14 protein-coding genes and 1 tRNA gene are annotated in these 18,076 nt (G+C 66.4%); 7 read left to right on the top strand and 8 right to left on the bottom strand.

Translation table 11 applies throughout. The annotated features are described in order from the left end of the window. Nucleotides 1–179: 179 nt before the first annotated feature. A tRNA-Leu gene (locus FKZ61_RS03305) sits at nt 180–266 on the bottom strand. Nucleotides 267–640: 374 nt separating this feature from the next. Here FKZ61_RS03305 and FKZ61_RS03300 point away from each other — a divergent pair. Next, nucleotides 641–2,422: an ABC transporter ATP-binding protein gene (locus FKZ61_RS03300; protein WP_141608643.1), complete on the top strand. Its 1,782-nt coding sequence runs from the start codon at nt 641–643 to the stop codon at nt 2,420–2,422. Nucleotides 2,423–2,444: 22 nt separating this feature from the next. Beyond that, nucleotides 2,445–3,374 (top strand): arginase, encoded by a 930-nt coding sequence (rocF, locus tag FKZ61_RS03295; RefSeq protein WP_141608642.1) that lies wholly within the window; start codon nt 2,445–2,447, stop codon nt 3,372–3,374. 42 nt (nt 3,375–3,416) lie between these two features. Here the strand turns inward: rocF and FKZ61_RS03290 are convergent, their stop codons facing one another. The 5 genes from FKZ61_RS03290 to FKZ61_RS03270 form a co-directional block, all read right to left on the bottom strand. Further along, the gene (locus FKZ61_RS03290; RefSeq protein WP_141608641.1) at nt 3,417–3,860 is read right to left on the bottom strand and encodes a hypothetical protein; all 444 of its coding nucleotides are present in this window, start codon (nt 3,858–3,860) and stop codon (nt 3,417–3,419) included. Continuing rightward, nucleotides 3,857–4,189 carry a hypothetical protein gene (locus tag FKZ61_RS03285; RefSeq protein WP_141608640.1) on the bottom strand — a complete coding sequence of 111 codons (333 nt, stop codon included), beginning with the start codon at nt 4,187–4,189 and terminating at the stop codon, nt 3,857–3,859. Before FKZ61_RS03285 ends, FKZ61_RS03290 begins: the two co-directional genes overlap by 4 nt. 137 nt (nt 4,190–4,326) lie before the next feature. Beyond that, nucleotides 4,327–5,217, bottom strand: a complete 891-nt coding sequence (rarD, locus tag FKZ61_RS03280) for an EamA family transporter RarD (RefSeq protein WP_141608639.1) — start codon at nt 5,215–5,217, stop codon at nt 4,327–4,329. Nucleotides 5,218–5,231: 14 nt separating this feature from the next. Continuing rightward, nucleotides 5,232–6,380, bottom strand: a complete 1,149-nt coding sequence (locus FKZ61_RS03275) for a mandelate racemase/muconate lactonizing enzyme family protein (protein WP_141608638.1) — start codon at nt 6,378–6,380, stop codon at nt 5,232–5,234. A gap of 118 nt (nt 6,381–6,498) precedes the next feature. Beyond that, a complete protein-coding gene (locus FKZ61_RS03270) occupies nt 6,499–7,215 on the bottom strand; it encodes a uracil-DNA glycosylase (protein WP_407659847.1) in 717 nt (238 codons plus the stop codon). A gap of 552 nt (nt 7,216–7,767) precedes the next feature. Between FKZ61_RS03270 and FKZ61_RS03265 the strand changes: the two genes are divergently transcribed. The 5 genes from FKZ61_RS03265 to FKZ61_RS03245 all read left to right on the top strand — a co-directional run bounded on the left by FKZ61_RS03265 (nt 7,768) and on the right by FKZ61_RS03245 (nt 14,406). Then, nucleotides 7,768–9,123, top strand: coding sequence for a protein kinase domain-containing protein (locus FKZ61_RS03265; protein WP_141608637.1), 1,356 nt, complete (start codon nt 7,768–7,770; stop codon nt 9,121–9,123). Between the two features lie 53 nt (nt 9,124–9,176). Beyond that, nucleotides 9,177–10,358, top strand: coding sequence for an SH3 domain-containing protein (locus FKZ61_RS03260; protein WP_141608636.1), 1,182 nt, complete (start codon nt 9,177–9,179; stop codon nt 10,356–10,358). Nucleotides 10,359–10,447: 89 nt separating this feature from the next. Continuing rightward, nucleotides 10,448–11,878, top strand: coding sequence for a GTPase HflX (hflX, locus tag FKZ61_RS03255; RefSeq protein ID WP_141608635.1), 1,431 nt, complete (start codon nt 10,448–10,450; stop codon nt 11,876–11,878). A 131-nt stretch (nt 11,879–12,009) separates the two neighbouring features. Beyond that, nucleotides 12,010–12,984 carry a 2-hydroxyacid dehydrogenase gene (locus FKZ61_RS03250; protein WP_141608634.1) on the top strand — a complete coding sequence of 325 codons (975 nt, stop codon included), beginning with the start codon at nt 12,010–12,012 and terminating at the stop codon, nt 12,982–12,984. A 135-nt stretch (nt 12,985–13,119) separates the two neighbouring features. Continuing rightward, nucleotides 13,120–14,406 carry a citrate synthase gene (locus FKZ61_RS03245; protein WP_141608633.1) on the top strand — a complete coding sequence of 429 codons (1,287 nt, stop codon included), beginning with the start codon at nt 13,120–13,122 and terminating at the stop codon, nt 14,404–14,406. Between the two features lie 271 nt (nt 14,407–14,677). Here the strand turns inward: FKZ61_RS03245 and FKZ61_RS03240 are convergent, their stop codons facing one another. Together FKZ61_RS03240 and recG are read right to left on the bottom strand one after the other, a co-directional pair. Continuing rightward, complete coding sequence (locus FKZ61_RS03240; protein WP_141608632.1) at nt 14,678–15,523, bottom strand: sugar phosphate isomerase/epimerase family protein; 846 nt, start codon at nt 15,521–15,523, stop codon at nt 14,678–14,680. 40 nt (nt 15,524–15,563) lie between these two features. After that, complete coding sequence (gene recG, locus FKZ61_RS03235) at nt 15,564–18,074, bottom strand: ATP-dependent DNA helicase RecG (RefSeq protein WP_229964120.1); 2,511 nt, start codon at nt 18,072–18,074, stop codon at nt 15,564–15,566. Between the last annotated feature and the right edge of the window lie 2 nt (nt 18,075–18,076).

Genomic DNA, 18,076 nt, shown 5'->3' with positions numbered 1-18,076 from the left:
ATGTTTTCATTCCCCATTTTTGATGAGTGCAATCTCGGTTTTAAAAACCACGGCTCATCTCCCAAATGTGTGCGAACCTGTTGCCCCCCTTCGAAACCGAGGTGGGTAGCGCACATTTGTGGTAGATGAGCCAAAACCACAGTGTGAGAAGTTGCTGCAGCCTCTGCAAGGGGCTGGTTTGGTGCCGCAGGAGGGATTTGAACCCCCACGGGCCTGCGCCCACTACGCCCTGAACGTAGCGCGTCTGCCAGTTCCGCCACTGCGGCACAATCAACAAGCTGGTGTCAACATTCAAGGTGCTATTGGCCAAAAGTGCTGTTGGCCTCGTCCCCGACTCCCTGTCGACGTAGCGCCCAGGTGCCGTTGACGATGGGAACTATACCATGGAGCCCCTGGCATGTCAAATTCGCCAGGCCCGTGGGTGTATTTCAAGTCCAAGGCAGGCGCGGCACAAGCCGTGCCCCTATACCCGGCCTGAATTGCGATTCTGGCCGCCACCCGCTACAATTTTTATACTATTTGTCATTGGATTCGATGGACAAATGCCACAGATGACCGCAGATTTTCTCCGGTTCTATCTGTGGTTCTATCTGTGCACTCCCTATCATCGGTGGATCCAAAGGAAAGAAAGTCGCAGACCATGAAGCCCCTACGTTTTCTCTTTCTGTACGCCCGAAATTACACCGGCTCCCTCATCATCACCGTCATCAGCATGTTGCTGCTGGTGGGCGTCCAGCTACTCATCCCCTGGATCATCAAGACCATGGTGGGCGCGGTGACCAACGCCGACAGCGACCCCATCTCCCAGGCCCTGATCACCCGCCTGGCCCTGCTGGCCCTGGCCGTCTACATCGCCCGGGCCGGCCTCCAGTTCCTGCGCAGCTACATGGCCCACGTGGCCGGCTGGGGCGTGGTGGCCGACGCCCGCAAGCTCATCTACGAACACCTCCAGCGCCTCTCCCTGCGCTTCTACGAAGACAAACAGACCGGCCAGCTCATGTCCCGGGTCGTCAACGACTCGGACAAGTTCGAGCTGCTCATCGCCCACGCGGTACCCGATGTGCTGGTGAACGCGCTGACCCTGGTGGGGGTGACCCTGGTGCTCCTGAGCATGAACTGGCAGCTCACCCTGCTGAGCATGGTGCCCATCCCCCTGATCCTCCTGTCCCTGCGGGCCTTTGCCCACTATGTGCGCCCGGCCTTCCGGGAACGCCAGCACGAGTTGGGCGAGCTCAACGCCATCCTGGCGGACAACCTCTCGGGCATCCGGGAGATCAAGACCTTCACCCGAGAGGAGAGCGAACTGGGCCGCATCTGGGAGCGCATCGACCGCTACCGGGATTCTCTGCTTCACGCGCTCAAGATGATGGCCATCTTCCAGCCCTTCATCCAGTTTTCCTCGGCCCTGGGTACCATTGTCATCATCTACTTCGGCGGCCGCTTGATCCTGAACCAGGTGCTGGCGGTGGAAGAGCTGGTGGCCTTCTTCCTCTACCTGGAGCTCTTCTACCAGCCCCTGCACCACCTGAGCGACGCCTGGGAAAAGATTCAGGAGGCCCTGGCCAGCGCGGAACGGGTGGCCGAGCTGATGGAAGAGAAGCCCGAGGTGGAGGAGCGCCCGGACGCCATCGTCCTCCCAGGGCGGGCCCAGGGGGCCATCCGCTTTCACAACGTCAGCTTCAGCTACATCCCCGGCGAACCGGTGCTGCAGGACATCAACCTGGAGATCCCGCCCCACGCCACCGTGGCCCTGGTGGGCCCCACCGGCGTGGGCAAGACCACCCTGGCCAGCCTCATCCCCCGCTTCTACGACGTCACCCAGGGCGCCATCACCCTGGACGGGTACGACCTGCGGGATCTCTCCCTGACCAGCCTGCGCCGCCAGATCAGCATCGTCCTCCAGGATGTCTTCCTCTTCCACGGCACCGCCCGGGACAACATCCTCTTCGGCCGGGAAGACGCCACCGAAGCCGAGGTGATCGAGGCGGCCAAGATTGCCAACGCCCACGAGTTCATCATGCGCCTGCCGGATGGCTACGACACCATCATCGGCGAACGGGGCGTGAAGCTCTCCGGCGGCCAGAAGCAGCGCCTCTCCATCGCGCGGGCCGTCCTCAAAGACGCGCCCATCCTCATCCTGGACGAGGCCACCTCCTCAGTGGACACGGAGACGGAACGGCTCATCCAGCAGGCCCTGGAGCGGCTCATGGTGGGGCGGACCACCATCATCATCGCCCATCGCCTCTCCACCATCCGCAACGCCGACCTGATCGTGGTGCTGTCGGACGGGCGCATCGCAGAATGCGGCACCCACCAGGAACTCATGGCCCGCCGGGGTCTCTACTGGCACCTGAACCAGGTGCAGCGGGAGCCCGAAACGCCCCTGGTGACCCCGGGCCGGCTGGCCCTGCAGCAGGCGTAGGCAGGCACGGAGGGAAAAAATCATGGCGGCCATCCAACACCACCGACTTCGCATTCTGGGCATTCCCATGGACCTGGGCCAGCAGCGCCGGGGGGTGGACATGGGCCCCAGCGCGGTCCGCTATGCCGGGCTGTATGAACGCCTGCGGGGATTGGGCCACCAGGTGGAGGACGCGGGCAACGTGCCCGTCCCCGTGCGCCATGAAGCCGCGGTCCAGGCCCGCAGCTGGACCGAGACCCCAGAGGGTGGCCTGCATCACCTGCCAGCGGTGGTGCAGGCCTGTCAGCAGATCTTCGACGCGGCCCAGGCGTCCGCGGCCAGCCAGGAGATCCCCATCTTCCTGGGCGGCGACCACTCCATCGCCATCGGCACGGTCAGCGGCATGGCCACCGCGGGCCCCCTGGGCCTGATCTGGGTGGACGCCCATGGGGACTTCAACACCCCGGCCAGCTCGCCCTCCGGCAACATCCATGGCATGCCGGTAGCCGTCCTCACAGGCCGGGGCCATCCCGACCTGGTTGACCTGGGCTACCCTGGTGCCAAGCTGCTGCCCCAGCACATCGTCCTGGTGGGTGTGCGCTCGCTGGACCCGGAGGAGCGGGTGGCCCTGGCCGGGAGCGGCATCAACGTCTACACCATGCGGGACATCGACGAGTTGGGCATGGCCACGGTGGCCCGCCGCGCCTTGAGCCGCCTGAGCAGCCTGGCCCGCATCCACGTCAGCATCGACATGGACGCCATCGAGCCCGCGGTAGCGCCGGGGGTGGGCACGCCGGTGGCCGGCGGCCTCACCTTCCGGGAGGCTCACCTGCTCATGGAGATCCTGGCTGAGTCGGAAAAGGTTCGCTCTGTGGATGTGGTGGAGATCAACCCAATTCTGGACGAGGGAAATCGCACCGCGGAGCTGGCCGTGGAGCTGATCGCCTCGCTGTTGGGCCAGCGGATTTTATAGTGCCAGGCTCCCAGACACCTCCGTCACGCAGGGATGCGTGACCTACTCCTCGCCGGCTGTCTCCTGGCTCTCTTGGCGGGCCAGCTCCACCAGCAGGGACGACCACTCGGCCCGTTCCCACAGGCGGCGACGCCGCTGCAGCTCCCGCAGCAGAAACTCCCGGGTCTTGGGATCCTGGGTAAACGAACCATCCTTCAGGTCCTTGATCAGCCCGTCCACCTGGCGCAGACAGTACTTCTGGGCCTGGCGTCCCAGTCGCTCCAGCCGGGCCTGGTCCTGGCCCCGGGCCAACAATTTCGCGGCCTTTTCCCGATAGGACTTCAGCCAGCTATCGGGCACCCGACCGCTGTTCACGATGGCATCCAGCGCCGCCACCCGCTCCTCGATGTGGCGCTGGATGACGCCGGAGGCCCACTTGCCCAGAAAACTGAGGGTGACGATGGCCACCAGCAGCACGCCCAGGAACCAGAGGATGAACTCGATCATGCCGGCCACTCCGCACCGTCATAGTAGCGGGTGCCCCGGTGCCCCTTCTTGGGGATGGGCACCGGCAGCCGTTCGCCGGGCGCCTCCACGAGGATCAGGGTGCGGGGCTTGCCCGATTTGGGATTGACCGCCCCGGGGATCAGCTCTTTGATGCGAAGCCGCCCGATGAGCTGGTCGTTGAAGATGGTGTAGACATAGTCCCCCACCTTCAGTCGGGACGGCTTGCCGGCCATGTGGAATTCATACTCCCGGATGGAGCCGTCGTACAGGGCGTCCACAGCCGCCATGCCTTCCCGGGCAGGAATGGTCTTGGTAATGCCGAAACTCACAGCGAACACTCCTTGGGGTATCGTTCACGCACTACGACAGTCTGGCGTCAATACCGCGGCAGAAATTCCGGGTGCCCTCTGGGCGCACTCCCTCTGGTGGAAACCATCGGCGAATTTCTGCCAGGATTTACGACGCGTTACGCGCCGCCAGCCACGGCGGCGGGTCGCCGATGTGCCATGACGCCCTCCACCGAATAGATGAGCAGCGCAATCCAGATCAGACAGAAGCCCACCAGCCGGACCGGGGTGAAGGGCTCGTGGTAGAGCAGGACGCCGATCAGGAACTGCAGGGTCGGCGCGATGTACTGGAGCACCCCCATCATGCTCAGGGGCACCCGCCGCGCAGCCGCGGCAAAGAGCAGCAACGGCCCGGTGGTCATCACGCCCGCCAGGATGAGCAGCAGGTCGGTGCGCCAGCTCCCAGCGCCGAAGGATCCTGTCCCCGTCCACCCCAACAGCCCCAGGTAAAGGAGCGTGGGCACGAACAGGACGCTGGTCTCCAGGGTAAGCCCCTGGAGGGAGGTGAGGGGGGTGGCCTTCTTCAACAAGCCGTAGAAGCCGAAGGTGAAAGCCAGGGCCAGGGCGATCCAGGGCAGGGCGCCATAGCTGACGGTCAGGTAGAGCACGCCGGCCGCGGCCACGGCAATGGCCGCCCACTGCCCCGCCCGTAGCCGCTCCCGCAGGAAGATAACGCCCAGCAGCACGTTCACCAGCGGGTTAATGAAATAGCCCAGGCTGGTCTCCACGATGTGTCCAGCGTTCACCGCCCAGACGTAGACCAGCCAGTTGGCGGTCAGCAGAAGGGCAGTGGCCAGGAAGGCCAGGATCACCCGCCGGTGTCTGGCCGCCCGCCAGAGGGCCTGCCACTCCTGGCGCATGGTCAAAACCAGGGCCAGGAAGACAAAGGACCAGATCATCCGGTGGGCTACGATTTCCAGCGCGGGCAGATGATGTAGCCACTTCCAAAAGATGGGCAACACGCCCCAAACCGTGTAAGCGGCCAGGGCGTACCAGGTTCCACGATTCATGTCAGACAGACCTTCTAGACGGTAATCACTTCTTCCACCAGATCCGGGTTCACCTCCACGCCCAGGCCGGGCTTCTGGGGCACAGCTATCAAACCCTCCTGGTCCACCACCGGCGGATCCAGGAGGATGGAGAAACCGTGGCGATAGTCGCCGATGGGCGGGTCGTGGAGCAGCTCCAGGTAGGGCGCGTGGGGCCAGGAGGCCACCAGGTGCAGGTGGGCGATGGTGCCCAGCCCCCGGCCGCCGTGGTGGGGCACGCACTTCTTCCCGAAGGCCTCGGCCAGCACCCCGATCTTACGCAGCTCCGTCAGGCCGCCCCCCACCATGCCCTCGGGCTGGAGGATGTCGTAGACGTTGCCCTCCAGCATCTGCACGAACTCGTGGATGCCCCGGTTGTTCTCGCCGCCGGCCAGGGGCATGGCCACCGCCTGGTTCAGGCGGGCCAGGTCTTTGAAAGCGTAGCGGGGCAGGGGCTCCTCCAGCCAGTAGCAGCCCAGCCGGTCCAGCTCCCGGGCCGTCTCCAGCGCGCGGCGGTAGTCCCAGAGGACGCCAGGCTGCCAGTTGCCGCTGGACTGGGCCTGGTTGGCGTCCACCATGATGGCCATGCGGTCGCCCACCGCGTCCCGCACCCGGGTCACGGTTTCGATATCTTCGGCCATGGTGGCGTGGTGAAGGCGCAGCTTGATGGCCTGCCAGCCTTCATCCGCCAGGCGGGCGGCCAGCTCGGCCCGTTCCGCCGGGGTGGAGAGGAGCACCATGCTGGCGTAGGCCGGCACCTTGTCCCGACCACCACCAAAGAGCTTGTAGAGGGGCTGACCGCAGGCCTTGCCGATCAGGTCCCAGAGGGCGATGTCCACGCCGGCGCTGCCCCGGTAGGCCGGCCCCGTGGCGTAGTAACGCAGGGCGGCCAGGTGGCGCTCGGTGTCGAAGGGATCCTGGCCTACCAGTTGGGCCTTGACCGCGGGCAGCAGGGCAGGATCCAGCCCGGGGCCGATGCCCACCAGGCCACTGTCGGTGTGGATCTCCACATAGGAGCCGCCGCCCACGGTGAAGGGCATCTGCCCGCCGGGGTTCCAGGCCGGCTCCAACACGCCCACTTCCTGGACCGTCCGCAGCCGGACCAGGCGGATGTCGGTGATCTTGATTCTTGAGGAGCTCTGCATGTGGGTTCTTCCTTTCGTTCTCGCCACGCGGGCACGTCCGCCTGGTCTTCTCGCCAGGCTCTGGTAGCATATCACAAAAGGAAAGAGATGAGGGAGCGGGAGAGGCTCGACGCGGGGCTTACGACGCCCTGTCGCCCGGGTTCAACAAGCGCTTCACCTGGTGAAATAGCTCATCGTACATGGCGGCAGTCAGGCGGCCGGTCTGGGTGTTCTGTCGGCTGGGGTGATAGGCAGCCAGCAGATGGGGCAGGCCGGGGCGCTGGGCCAGTTCCGCCAGGGGATAGTGGGCACCATGGCGAAAGGTCAGGCGGGGCAGGGGCTGGCCCATCTCCTGGAGCGCGCGCAGGTAGCCGTTGAAGGCCACCTGGCCCAGGGCCACCACCACCTGCACCCGCCGCAGGAGGGCGATCTCTTGCTGTAGAAAGGGCCGACAGTTGGCGATCTCGGCCGCTGTCGGCCGGTTCTGGGGCGGTGCACAGCGGGCCACCGCGGTGATGTAGCAATCCCATAGCTGCAGGCCGTCGTCCCGGGAACGGGAGGTAGGCTGGCTGGCAAAACCGGCCCGATGAAGGGCCGCGTAGAGGAAATCGCCCGAGCCGTCGCCGGTGAACATGCGGCCGGTCCGGTTGGCCCCATGGGCGCCCGGCGCCAGCCCCACCAGGAGCAGCCGGGCCCTGGGGTCTCCGAAGCCGGGCACCGGCCGCCCCCAGTAGGTCCAGTCCCGGTAGGCCCGGCGCTTCGTCTGGGCGATCTCTTCCCGCCAGGCCACCAGCCGGGGGCAGCGTCGACAGGCGATGACCTGCTGCTTCAGTTGCTCCAGGTCCGGCCCGGGCACCTCCCCACCGGGGCTGCCTGCGACGCCGCCCGGAAAGTCTTGCTCAGCTGCCACGAATTTCCTTCCCCCGGAACGGGTTCCCGAAGGACAGACAAAACGAGTTCACGAGCTTCGCTCCTTGTCCGGTATATAGGGGTGAATCATGATTCGCCCCGCCTACGACGGGGTGCCCGTTCCCGTAGGGGCGGGCCTCTGTGCCCGCCCGAAGCGGGCCGCCACAGGGGGCGGCCCCTACCGTGGGTGCCAACCCCAGGCGGGTGAAGGGACAGCGACGACTGCGCAGCTACGAGCTGCGCCTACGACGGGGTGCCCGTTCCCGTAGGGGCGGGCCTCTGTGCCCGCCCGCTGTCGCCAACCGCGAAAGGGCATCAACCCCAGTATCGCGCCCTGGGCTGGCCCTGTCGGTGAGAAAATCACCCAATGACCCAATCCTCCTTGATACCGCCCGTTGTGCCGTTGTGCCTTCCGGTTGTCAGAAGCTTCCGACCGATGTTAAGATGGTGCCTGCACGCGCCCTGTTTCGACCTCGACATGCCCGGTGGATAGAGAGCCATGAACCAACTCCTCACCCTTGGCACCACCCTCCAGAGCCAATCCCCGGGGCCGGCCATTGCCGTTGAACGCTTCCTGGGCAGTGGCGGCCAGGGAGAAGTCTACGCGGTGTCGGTCCACGGCCAGCCCATGGCCCTCAAGTGGTTCTTCCCCCATTACCTGCGCCAGGACCCCCGCCTGCGGGAGCGGCTGGAACGGGCCGTGCAGTCCGGGCCGCCCAGCGACCGCTTCCTCTGGCCCCTGGAGCTGGTGGAGGCCGACGGCGTACCCGGCTTCGGCTACCTGATGCCCCTGCGGGAGGAGCGCTTCCGGGGCATGGTGGATCTGGTCACCCGGCGGGTGACGCCTTCCCTGTGGGTGCTGGCCACCATCGGCTTCGAACTGGCCCACAGCTATCTCCAGCTCCATGCCCGGGGCCTCTGCTATCGAGACATCTCCTTCGGCAACGTCTTCTTCGACCCGGCCACCGGCGAGACCCGCATCTGCGACAACGACAACGTGGACATCGACGGCCAGGCCGGGGCCATCGGCGGCACCCCCCGCTTCATGGCGCCCGAGCTGGTCCGAGGCGAAGCCACCCCCAGCACCGCGACAGATCTCTTTTCCCTGGCCGTCCTGCTCTTTTACCTGCTCATGAACCACCACCCCCTGGAAGGACGCCAGGAAGCGGCCCTCCATTGCTTCGACCTGCCCGCCATGACCCGCCTCTACGGCACCCATCCCGTCTTCATCTTCGACCCGGCGGATGAAAGCAACCGCCCCCTGCCCGGCTATCACGACAACGCCCTGGCCTTCTGGCCCATCTACCCCCAGTTCCTGCGGGATCTCTTCACCCGGGCCTTCACCGACGGCATCCGGGACCCTGACCACGGCCGGGTGCGGGAAAGCGAATGGCGGGCGGCGCTGGTGCGCCTGCGGGATGCCATCTTCCCCTGTAGCCACTGCGGCGCCGAAAACTTCTACGATGGCCGCAGGCTGCAGGGAGCCGGGGCCGGCGTGTGCTGGTCCTGTGGCCAGGGCCTGCGTCTGCCGCCCCGCATCCGCATCGGCGGACCCCGGCCGGCCGCGGGCGGGGGGATGGCCACGGTGGTGCTCAACCACAACACCCGCCTCTTTCCCCACCACGTGGATCCAGAGCGGGCCTTCGACTTCCAGGATCCGGTGGCGGCGGTGGTCCAGCATCCCCAGGATCCCCGCATCTGGGGCCTCCGCAACCTGGGGACGGAGCCCTGGGTCGCGACCACGGCCGCCGGCGCGGTGCACCCCGTGCCGCCAGGCCGCAGCATCACCCTGGCCGAAGGGACCCGCATCCACTTTGGCGCCTGTGAAGGGACGATCCGCCTGGCCCATGGTTGAGGAACCTCCGGCCGGTTCCGGTTTGACCCTGCTCCTCCACCGGACGAGCCACCATGCATGAGCAGCCACGCCGCATCCTGCGCCAGCTCATCCAACGCCACGGCATGGCGCTGGCCCACGACCCTCGCCGTACCCAGGCGCTCCTGAACGACTACTGTGGCCACTATCGCCGGGAGATCTTTGTCCTGGTGCAGGCACAGCGGGAGCGTATCCCCCAGGAGCTGTTGGCCGCCCCCCGGTGGCTGCCAACGGAGACCCTCCACGCGCGTCTGGCCCGTCGGCTGGAGGAGAACCTGGCGCTGGCGCCAGAGGCAGCCGCCTGGGCCGTGGAGAGCTGGGCCATGGCCCTGGGACACAGGGCGCCCTCGCCCCATCCCGTCTGGCGCTGGCTGCGCGGCTGGATGCCCACCCGCTCCGGCCCTGCCGCCCCCCGTCCGCGGCCGGGAAAAGGCGATACAGCCGGGCCGGGTGAGGGACAATTGGGCCAAGTTGGTGTACAATTAAAGGGGACGCCGGCCGGAGGGCGTTCAGGGGACCCCAGGTCGAACCGCCAGCCTGCCGGCCCTTTCCACGTCCCTGCTCCCTGGCGGGCCCAGGTGGAGGAAGGCCTGGCCCGGGCGTCGGGCCTGGGCCGCAGGCTACCCCGGAGACGGTGGGGAGTGCCATTGGCCCTGGCCGTCGCCCTGCTGCTGACGAGCCTGGCTGCAAGGTGGGTGCTCGTCCCAGGATTCCAGGGGACTGGATTTGGCGGCGTGGGCCGGTTTCTGCCCTTTGAACCCGAGGCTGCTGCCTACCTTCGGCAGCATTACCCCCTCCCCCGGGGGGCGTGGGCCGGCGCCGGCCCCCTGTGGGTCCGGGCCAGGCCAGATCCAGAGGCCGCCCAGGTGGCCCTGCTGGCCCAGGGCGAACCGGTGACGGTGGACGACTTCACCGCCGATGGCACCTGGTCCCACATCCAGACGCCGGCGGAGGGCTGGGTTAACAACGAGTACCTGTACTTCCGGGAAGATAGCCCGCCCTATGCGGTGGTGCGGCTGGCTGTGCGTCGATACCAGGTTTCGACGCCCACCCTGAATGTGCGCAGCGGGCCGGACATTGCCTACCCTCAGACGGATGTGTTGACGGCCGGCACCCCGGTGACGGCCATTGCCGTGAGCCAAGATGGCCGCTGGCTCCAGATTATCGAGCCGGTTTCTGGCTGGATCTTTGCCGCCTATGTCCAGGTAGGCGGATAGCGACGCAGAAAGATAGAGACGGGGACACGGAGCCCCATCGGCCCGTGCCCAGAATGGCAGAGCACATCTCTGCCAGATCGCGAGAAGCCATGACGAACCCGAAATCTTTTCAATCCAATGCCCAACAGACCCGCAGGCGGGGAAACGCCGGGACGGAAACTGCCGCAGGTCCCCGGGCAGTGCCCCGGGACGAAGCGGGGCTGGTGCCCACCGCGCCGCCCCAGGAAAAGGCGGTGCTGGTAGGCGTAGAGCTGGCCGGGCACCCAGGCCATCTGCCCCTGGAGGACTCCCTGGAGGAGCTGGCCCTGCTGGCCAGGACTGCCGACGTTCAGGTGGTGGGCACGGTGACCCAGCGGCTGGAGAGTCCCAACCCCGCCACCCTGATCGGCAAGGGCAAGGTGGAAGAGCTCCAGATGTTGGTCCTGGAGCTGGGTGCCAATGTGGTCATCTTCGACGACGAGCTCTCGCCCAGGCAGCAGCGGGAGCTGGAGAAGGTGCTGGGCGAGGAGGTAAAGGTGCTGGACCGCACGGCCCTGATCCTGGACATTTTCGCCCGCCATGCCCGCACCCGAGAAGGTGCCGTTCAGGTGGAGCTGGCCCAGTACGAGTATCGGCTGCCCCGCCTCACCCGAGCCTGGACCCACCTGGCCCGCCAGGTGGGCGGCCGGGCCGGTGGCGCCGGCGGCGGGGTGGGGGTCCGCGGCCCGGGTGAAACCCAGCTGGAAGTGGACCGCCGGGAGATCGGGCGGCGCATCGCCTTCTTGAAACGCCAGCTGGACGAAATCAGCAAGCACCGCAGCCACTACCGCCGGCAACGTCGCCGCGCTGCCACGCCGGTGGTCGCCCTGGTTGGCTATACGAACGCCGGAAAGAGCACCCTGCTCAACGCCCTCACCAATGCCGGCGTGCGGGCCGAGGACCAGCTCTTCGCCACCCTGGATCCCACCACCCGCCGGGTGGAGCTGCCCAGCGGCCACGTGGTGCTCTTCACCGACACCGTGGGGTTCATCCAGAAGCTGCCCACCCAGCTCGTGGCAGCCTTCCGGGCCACCCTGGAGGAAGTCACCGAGGCGGATGTGCTGGTCCACGTGGTGGATATCTCCCACCCCAACGCCGACGAGCAGGAGGCGGCCGTGGAGGAGGTGCTGGAGGATCTGGGCGCGGGGGAAAAACCCATCGTCACCGCGCTCAACAAGATCGACCGGCTCTCTCCCGACGACCCGGTGGCCAGCGAACGGCTGCGCCGAGCCCGGCTGGAATACACCAACCCCGTGGCCATCAGCGCCCGCACAGGCGAGGGGCTGGACCAGCTGCTGCAGACCATCGACGAGGTCCTGCGCCAGCGTATGGTTCCGGTGGATGTGCTCATCCCCTACGGCGAGGGGGAACTGGTGGCCCTGATCCATACCCACGGCTTTGTGGAACAGGAGGAACACCGGCCCGAAGGAACCCGGGTGGTGGGCCGTCTGCCGGTGGAGCTGGCAGGCCGCCTGCGGGATTACTACTACCAGGCGGCGTAAAACCACCCGGGGTCACTGTTCAGCCCCCATCGCTGGGGGTGAGGGGGGCAAGAGCAGCCTGGCGTGAACCGATCATGTATGATTGAGCCACTTCCAACACCACCTCACAGGAGACGAAACAGGAAGCGATCATGAGCAAGCCCAACGTGGTCATCACCCGGCGCATTCCAGAGGCGGGCCTGGCCCGGGTCCAGGAGGTCTGCCAGGTGCGCCAGTGGGACTCGGACGACCCTATCCCCCGGGAGACGTTGCTGGAATGGGTGCGGGGCATCGACGGGCTCTACTGCCTTTTGACCGAACGGATCGACGAAGAGCTGTTGGACGCGGCAGGCAGCAACCTGCGGGTGGTCAGTACCCTGTCTGTGGGATATGACCACATCGACGTGGCTGCCTGCCGCCGGCGCAACATCGCGGTGGGCAACACCCCCGGCGTCCTCACCGAGACCACCGCGGACCTGGCCGTGGCCCTGCTCCTGGCCACGGCCAGGCGCATCCCCGAAGCCATCGACGCCATCCGTCGGGGGGAATGGACCACCTGGAAACCCATGTGGATGGCGGGCCAGGATGTCCACGGCAGCACGGTGGGCATCGTGGGGCTAGGACGGATCGGCCGGGCAGTGGCCCGCCGGCTGCGGGGCTTCAACTGCCGGATCCTCTACCACGACGTCCGCCCCCGGCCCGAGGTGGCCGATGAGCTGGGCGCCACCTACGTGGACATGGACACCCTTCTGGCCGAGTGTGACTTCATCACCCTGCATCCCCGCCTCAACGCCAGCACCTACCACCTGTTCGACGCCGAGAAATTCCGCAAGATGAAGAAGACCGCGATCCTGATCAACACCAGCCGGGGCCCGGTGGTGGATCAGGAAGCCCTGTATCAGGCGCTGGTCAACGGGGAGATCCTGGCCGCCGGGCTGGACGTAACCGAGCCCGAGCCATTGCCGGTGGATCATCCCCTGCTCCAGCTACCCAACTGTGTGGTCCTGCCCCACATTGCCAGCGCGTCGGTGGCCACCCGCACCAAGATGGCCCTGATCGCAGCCGAAAACCTGATCGCCGGCGTCCAGGGCAAGCCCCTCCCCTACCCGGTGGAGGATGAATCCTGAGTCGCCGTGGGCGTTGGCCCGTGGCCGGCCATTTCTATGGTCGGCGGCCCGCCATGCCCCCCATCGTCCCCAGCCCGGTTGGACGATGGATCCTTAAAACGTCCACAAAAAGTTCATCATACCAGGAGTCATTTCATGAGCAAGAATACCCTGACCATCACCGATAACCGCACGGGCAAGAGCTACGAGATCCCCATCGAACACGGCACCATCCCGGCCATGGCCCTGCGCCAGATCAAGGTGGATCCGGAAGATTTTGGCCTGATGACCTACGACCCGGGCTATGCCAACACCGCCTCCTGCAAAAGCACCATCACCTACATCGACGGCGAAAAGGGCATCCTGCGCTACCGGGGCTACCCCATCGAGCAGCTGGCCGAGAAGAGCACCTTTCTGGAAGTGGCCTACCTCCTGATCTACGGGGAGTTGCCCACTAAAGAGCAGTACGAAAAGTGGGTGTACGACGTCCTCCACCACACCTTCGTCCACCAAAACCTGGCCCGCATGTTGGAGGCCTTCCGCTACGACGCCCACCCCATGAGCATGCTCATCAGCGCCCTCTCCATCCTCTCCACCTTCCATCCGGAAGCCCGGAATGTGGATGACCCCGCGGTGCGGAACAAGCAGATCTTGCGCATCCTGGGCAAGCTGCCCACCGTGGCGGCCTTCGCCTATCGCCACCGCATCGGCCGGCCGTACAACTACCCCCGCAGCGAACTGGATTACACCACCAACTTCCTCTACATGTTGGACTACATGAACCAGACCCCCTACGAGGTGAATCCGGTGCTGGCCAAGGCGTTGGATGTGCTCTTTATCCTCCACGCGGATCACGAGCAGAACTGCTCCACCTCGGTCATGCGCAGCATCGGTTCGGCCAAGGCCGACCCCTACAGCGCCATGAGCGGCGCGGCCGCGGCCCTCTTCGGCCCCCTCCACGGCGGCGCCAATGAGGCCGTGGTGCGCATGTTGACCGAAATCGGCGATGTGAAGAATGTGCCGTCCTACATCGAGCGGGTGAAGAAGGGCGAATTCCGGCTCATGGGCTTCGGCCACCGGGTCTACAAGAACTACGACCCCCGGGCCCGCATCATCAAGAAGATCGCCTACGACGTCTTCGAGGTGACCGGCACCGACCCCTTGCTGGACATTGCCCTGAAGCTGGAAGAGGTAGCCCTGAACGACGAGTACTTCATCTCCCGCAAGCTCTACCCCAACGTGGACTTCTACAGCGGCATCATCTACAAGGCCATGCGCTTCCCCACGGACATGTTCACCGTGCTCTTCGCCCTGGGTCGGGCGCCGGGCTGGCTGGCCCAGTGGGTGGAGCTGGTCACCGATCCGGAGCAGCGTATCGCCCGCCCTCGCCAGGTCTACCTGGGCGAAGAAGCCAGGGACTACGTGCCCCTGGACCAGCGGTGAGGGTTCGGTTAAAGATTGAAGATTGAAGATTGGGGAGATTGCAGGTTGGAGGTTGATGTGGAGGTGTTGGCTGAATCAACCTCCAACTGCAATCCGCTGTGACTTCACACAAAAACACCGCAGAGTACCGACGTCCATGTGCCCAGCGGTCAGCCGATGCGCGATGCATCGGTGGGTTCGCGCCCATGTCGCGGATCCGGCCTCCCGGTCGGACATGGGGGCCAGCGCGTACCCGGCATCCCTGTCACACAGGGATGGGTGACCTCCGCTCCTACGCCAGGAACGGCAGGAGGAACTGGCGGGCCAGCTTTAAGCCACGGAAGGCCAGTTCGGGGGTGGCGTCCCACACCGGATCTTCGTGTTCCACGCTCAGCACGCCGTCATAGCCCACCTGGTAGAGGGTATCCAGATAGCGGGCCCAGTCGATGGCGCCGTAGCCGGGGAGGCGATAGCGCCACCAGTTGGCCGGGCTGGTGCTGCTCAACTGCCGGCCGTAGATGCCGAACTGGTCACGTCCGGCCGCCAGGATCTCCGTGTCCTTGGCGTGGGCGTGGTAGATGCGCTCGCCGAAGTCTCGAATGGGCTGGATGTAGTCGATGCCCAGCCAGTAGAGGTGGGAGGGGTCGTAGCAGAGGCCCAGGGCGGGTGAGGGCACGGCATTGAACATGGCTCCCCACAGCTCCGGCGTGATGGCCAGCATGGTGCCGTTGCGGGGCCAGTTCTCGAAGGCCAGGCGCACCCCCTGGGCTTCGGCGTGGGCGGCAATGGGCGTGTACACCTCCTTGAAGAGGGCGATGTTGTCGTCGCCGTTGAGGGCAGGATCCCGGCCGATCAGGTGGGTGATGACGCCCACCCCGCTGGCTGCGGCCGCGTCGATGGCTGCCTTCACCTGGTTGACGATCTCCTCCTGGCGGGCACTGTCCCGGCTCAGGTCGGGCGGCACCAGCGCGCTGGTGGCGTGGACAGTCAGGCCCTGCTGGCGGCAGAGGGCCACCGCCTCGCCGTTGTTGGGCGGCGCGTCGATGGCCTCATAGCCCAGGGCTTTGGCCTGCGCCACAAATTCTCCGAAGGCCAGTTGACGCAGACCCCGGTTGCTCTGAAAACAGCCCAGTTTCATGGTGTTTCCTTTCGGAAGTGGGGTTTAGTTTCGCAATTCTTTAGCTCACATCCCCATGGCCCCGCCAGAAGCGCTGCACCTGTTGGGCCAGCTGGGGATGGTCAGCCAGCTCAGGATCCCGACGGATGAGGGCCTGGGCTGCTTCCCGCGCGGCGCTGAGGGTAGCCATGTCGCTGAGCTGGGCCACCCGCAATGGCGGCAGGCCCGATTGGCGAGTTCCCAGGAAGTCGCCGGGCCCTCGCAGCTCCAGATCCTTCTCGGCCAGCTCGAAGCCGTTGTCGATCTCTTCCAGGGCCCGCAGCCGCTCTTCGGCCTCGCTTCCAGCGGGCACCCGGCTGATGAGGGCGCAGTAGCTCTGGTGCTGCCCCCGGCCCACCCGGCCCCGAAGCTGGTGGAGCTGGGCCAGGCCGAAGCGTTCCGCATCCTCGATGAGGATGATGGAGGCGTTGGGTACGTCGATGCCCACCTCGATGACGGTGGTGCTCACCAGGATGTCGTATTCGCCCGCAGCGAAGGCAGCCATCACCTCGTCCTTCTCCGCGCCGCTCATGCGGCCGTGGAGCAGGGCCAGGCGCAGGTCGGGGAAGATCTCGGTGCGCAGCCGTTCATACTCGGCTGTGGCCGCGCCGGCTTCCAGCTTCTCGCTCTCCTCCACCAGGGGGTAGACGATATAGGCCTGGCGCCCTTCCTGAACCTGGCGGCGGATGAAGCTGTAGAGGCGCTCCCGCTCCCGGGGGTAGAAGCGCTTGGTCTTCACCGGCGTGCGTCCTGGCGGCATCTCGTCCAGCACGCTCACGTCCAGGTCGCCGTAGAGGGTGAGGGCCAGGCTGCGGGGAATGGGCGTGGCGCTCATGACCAGGAGGTGGGGCTGGGATCCTTTGTTGCGCAGGGCGCCCCGCTGCTCCACGCCGAAGCGGTGCTGCTCGTCCACCACCACGAAGCCCAGGTTGTGGAACTCCACCGCCTCCTGGATCAGGGCGGTGGTGCCCACCACCACATCGATGGCGTCGGGGTTGTCCGGCTCCCGGAGGCCGGCCACGATGGCCTCTCGCTCCGCGCCGGTCACCCGTCCGGTGAGCAGGGCCACCCGGATGGGGGAGCCATCGGGCCGGGTCGCATGGGCCAACAGGTTGCTCAGGCTGCGGTGGTGCTGCTCGGCCAGGATCTGGGTGGGCGCGAGCAGGGCGGACTGGGCTCCATGGGCGGCGGCGATGGCCATGGCCGCCGCGGCCACCACCGTCTTGCCGCTGCCCACGTCCCCCTGGACCAGGCGAGTCATGGGCACGGCCCGGGCCATATCGGCCCCAATCTCGTCGATCACCCGACGCTGGGCGCCGGTCAGCGCAAAGGGCAGCCCCTCGGTGAAGCGACGCAGCAGCAGCGGATCCACGGGCATGGGGAGGGCCGTAGCCTGCCGCAGGGCGTAACGCCGTTGAGCCACGCCCAACTGCAGGTAGAAGAGCTCCTCAAAGGCCAGCCGTCGCAGGGCCTGCTGGAGCTGCTCCGGACTGTCTGGAAAGTGGACCTGACGCAGGGCCGTGGGCAGATCCAGCAGATCGTATTCGTCCCGAATGGACTGGGGCAGGGGGTCCGCCAACAGGTCTGCGTAGTCGTCCAGGGCCGTTTTGATGATGTTGCGTAGCCGCTTGTTGGAGAGCCCCTCGGTGAGGCGGTAGACCGGGGCCAGGCGCCCGGTGGCCACCATCTCCTCGTCCACATCCTCGAAGACAGGGTTCTCCAGGGTCTTCTGCCCCAGGAAGAGGCCCACCTTGCCGCTGAAACGCATGGTGCTGCCCACCTGGAGCTGTTTTCGCACGAAGCGGTTCCACCAGGTGGCGCGGATGGTGCCGCTGGCGTCGGCCAGGATCCCCTCCACCAGGTGGCGGTTCATGCTGACTTTCCGCTCCCGGATGTCCCACAGGTTGGCGATGATGGTGACCGTCTCGTTGGGCTCCAGTTGGGCGATGGGGCGCAGGGTGCTGTAGTCTTCGTGGCGGGTGGGCAGGTGCCAGAGGAGATCCATCACCCGGTGGATGCCCAGCCGGGCCAGTTGCTCGGCGGTGGCGCTGCCCACGCCCGCGAGGATCTGGGGCGATGCCTCCAGTTGGGCGGGGTCGCGGCGGGCCTGCTGTTGCCGGATGCGGGCCTCGGCCACGTGGGTGGGCTCTGGCGGGGGGACGGCCGCGACAGCGGCCTCCTCTGGTGGGGCAGCCACCTCGCCTTCATCCGGCTGGCCGGCCGGGGTTGCCCCATCGCCCAGGCGGATACCCGTCTGGGCCAGCAGCTCGTCCAGATCTGCGAAGAGACCGCCCAGGGCCTGGCGCATGGCTTCCAAGATGTCGGGGCGGTTTTCCTGGTCGGCCTCCTCGTAGTTCACCATCAGGAGCAGCACCATCTCCACCACGCGGGTGTCGGCGCCTTCCTGACGGGCGTCATCGGCCCATCGTTCGCCCATGGCGGCCAGGCCGCCGATGACGGCCCGGTTGCGCCAGCCCTGTTTCTCTTCCAGTTCCAGTACACGAAGCAGCCGTTGGAATGCAGACACTGCCACAG

This window comes from Litorilinea aerophila, assembly GCF_006569185.2.
In the GTDB taxonomy this organism is placed as follows: domain Bacteria; phylum Chloroflexota; class Anaerolineae; order Caldilineales; family Caldilineaceae; genus Litorilinea; species Litorilinea aerophila.
The sequence above is the reverse complement of the archived record's forward strand: the minus strand, read 5'-3'. Positions and strand labels throughout refer to the sequence as shown.

Coding starts and splice junctions, on each gene's coding strand:
- FKZ61_RS03300 (WP_141608643.1), top strand. CDS start 641: ATGAAGCCCCTACGTTTTCTCTTTCTGTACGCCCGAAATTACACCGGC.
- rocF (WP_141608642.1), top strand. CDS start 2,445: ATGGCGGCCATCCAACACCACCGACTTCGCATTCTGGGCATTCCCATG.
- FKZ61_RS03290 (WP_141608641.1), bottom strand. CDS start 3,860: ATGATCGAGTTCATCCTCTGGTTCCTGGGCGTGCTGCTGGTGGCCATC.
- rarD (WP_141608639.1), bottom strand. CDS start 5,217: ATGAATCGTGGAACCTGGTACGCCCTGGCCGCTTACACGGTTTGGGGC.
- FKZ61_RS03275 (WP_141608638.1), bottom strand. CDS start 6,380: ATGCAGAGCTCCTCAAGAATCAAGATCACCGACATCCGCCTGGTCCGG.
- FKZ61_RS03265 (WP_141608637.1), top strand. CDS start 7,768: ATGAACCAACTCCTCACCCTTGGCACCACCCTCCAGAGCCAATCCCCG.
- FKZ61_RS03260 (WP_141608636.1), top strand. CDS start 9,177: ATGCATGAGCAGCCACGCCGCATCCTGCGCCAGCTCATCCAACGCCAC.
- hflX (WP_141608635.1), top strand. CDS start 10,448: ATGACGAACCCGAAATCTTTTCAATCCAATGCCCAACAGACCCGCAGG.
- FKZ61_RS03250 (WP_141608634.1), top strand. CDS start 12,010: ATGAGCAAGCCCAACGTGGTCATCACCCGGCGCATTCCAGAGGCGGGC.
- FKZ61_RS03245 (WP_141608633.1), top strand. CDS start 13,120: ATGAGCAAGAATACCCTGACCATCACCGATAACCGCACGGGCAAGAGC.
- FKZ61_RS03240 (WP_141608632.1), bottom strand. CDS start 15,523: ATGAAACTGGGCTGTTTTCAGAGCAACCGGGGTCTGCGTCAACTGGCC.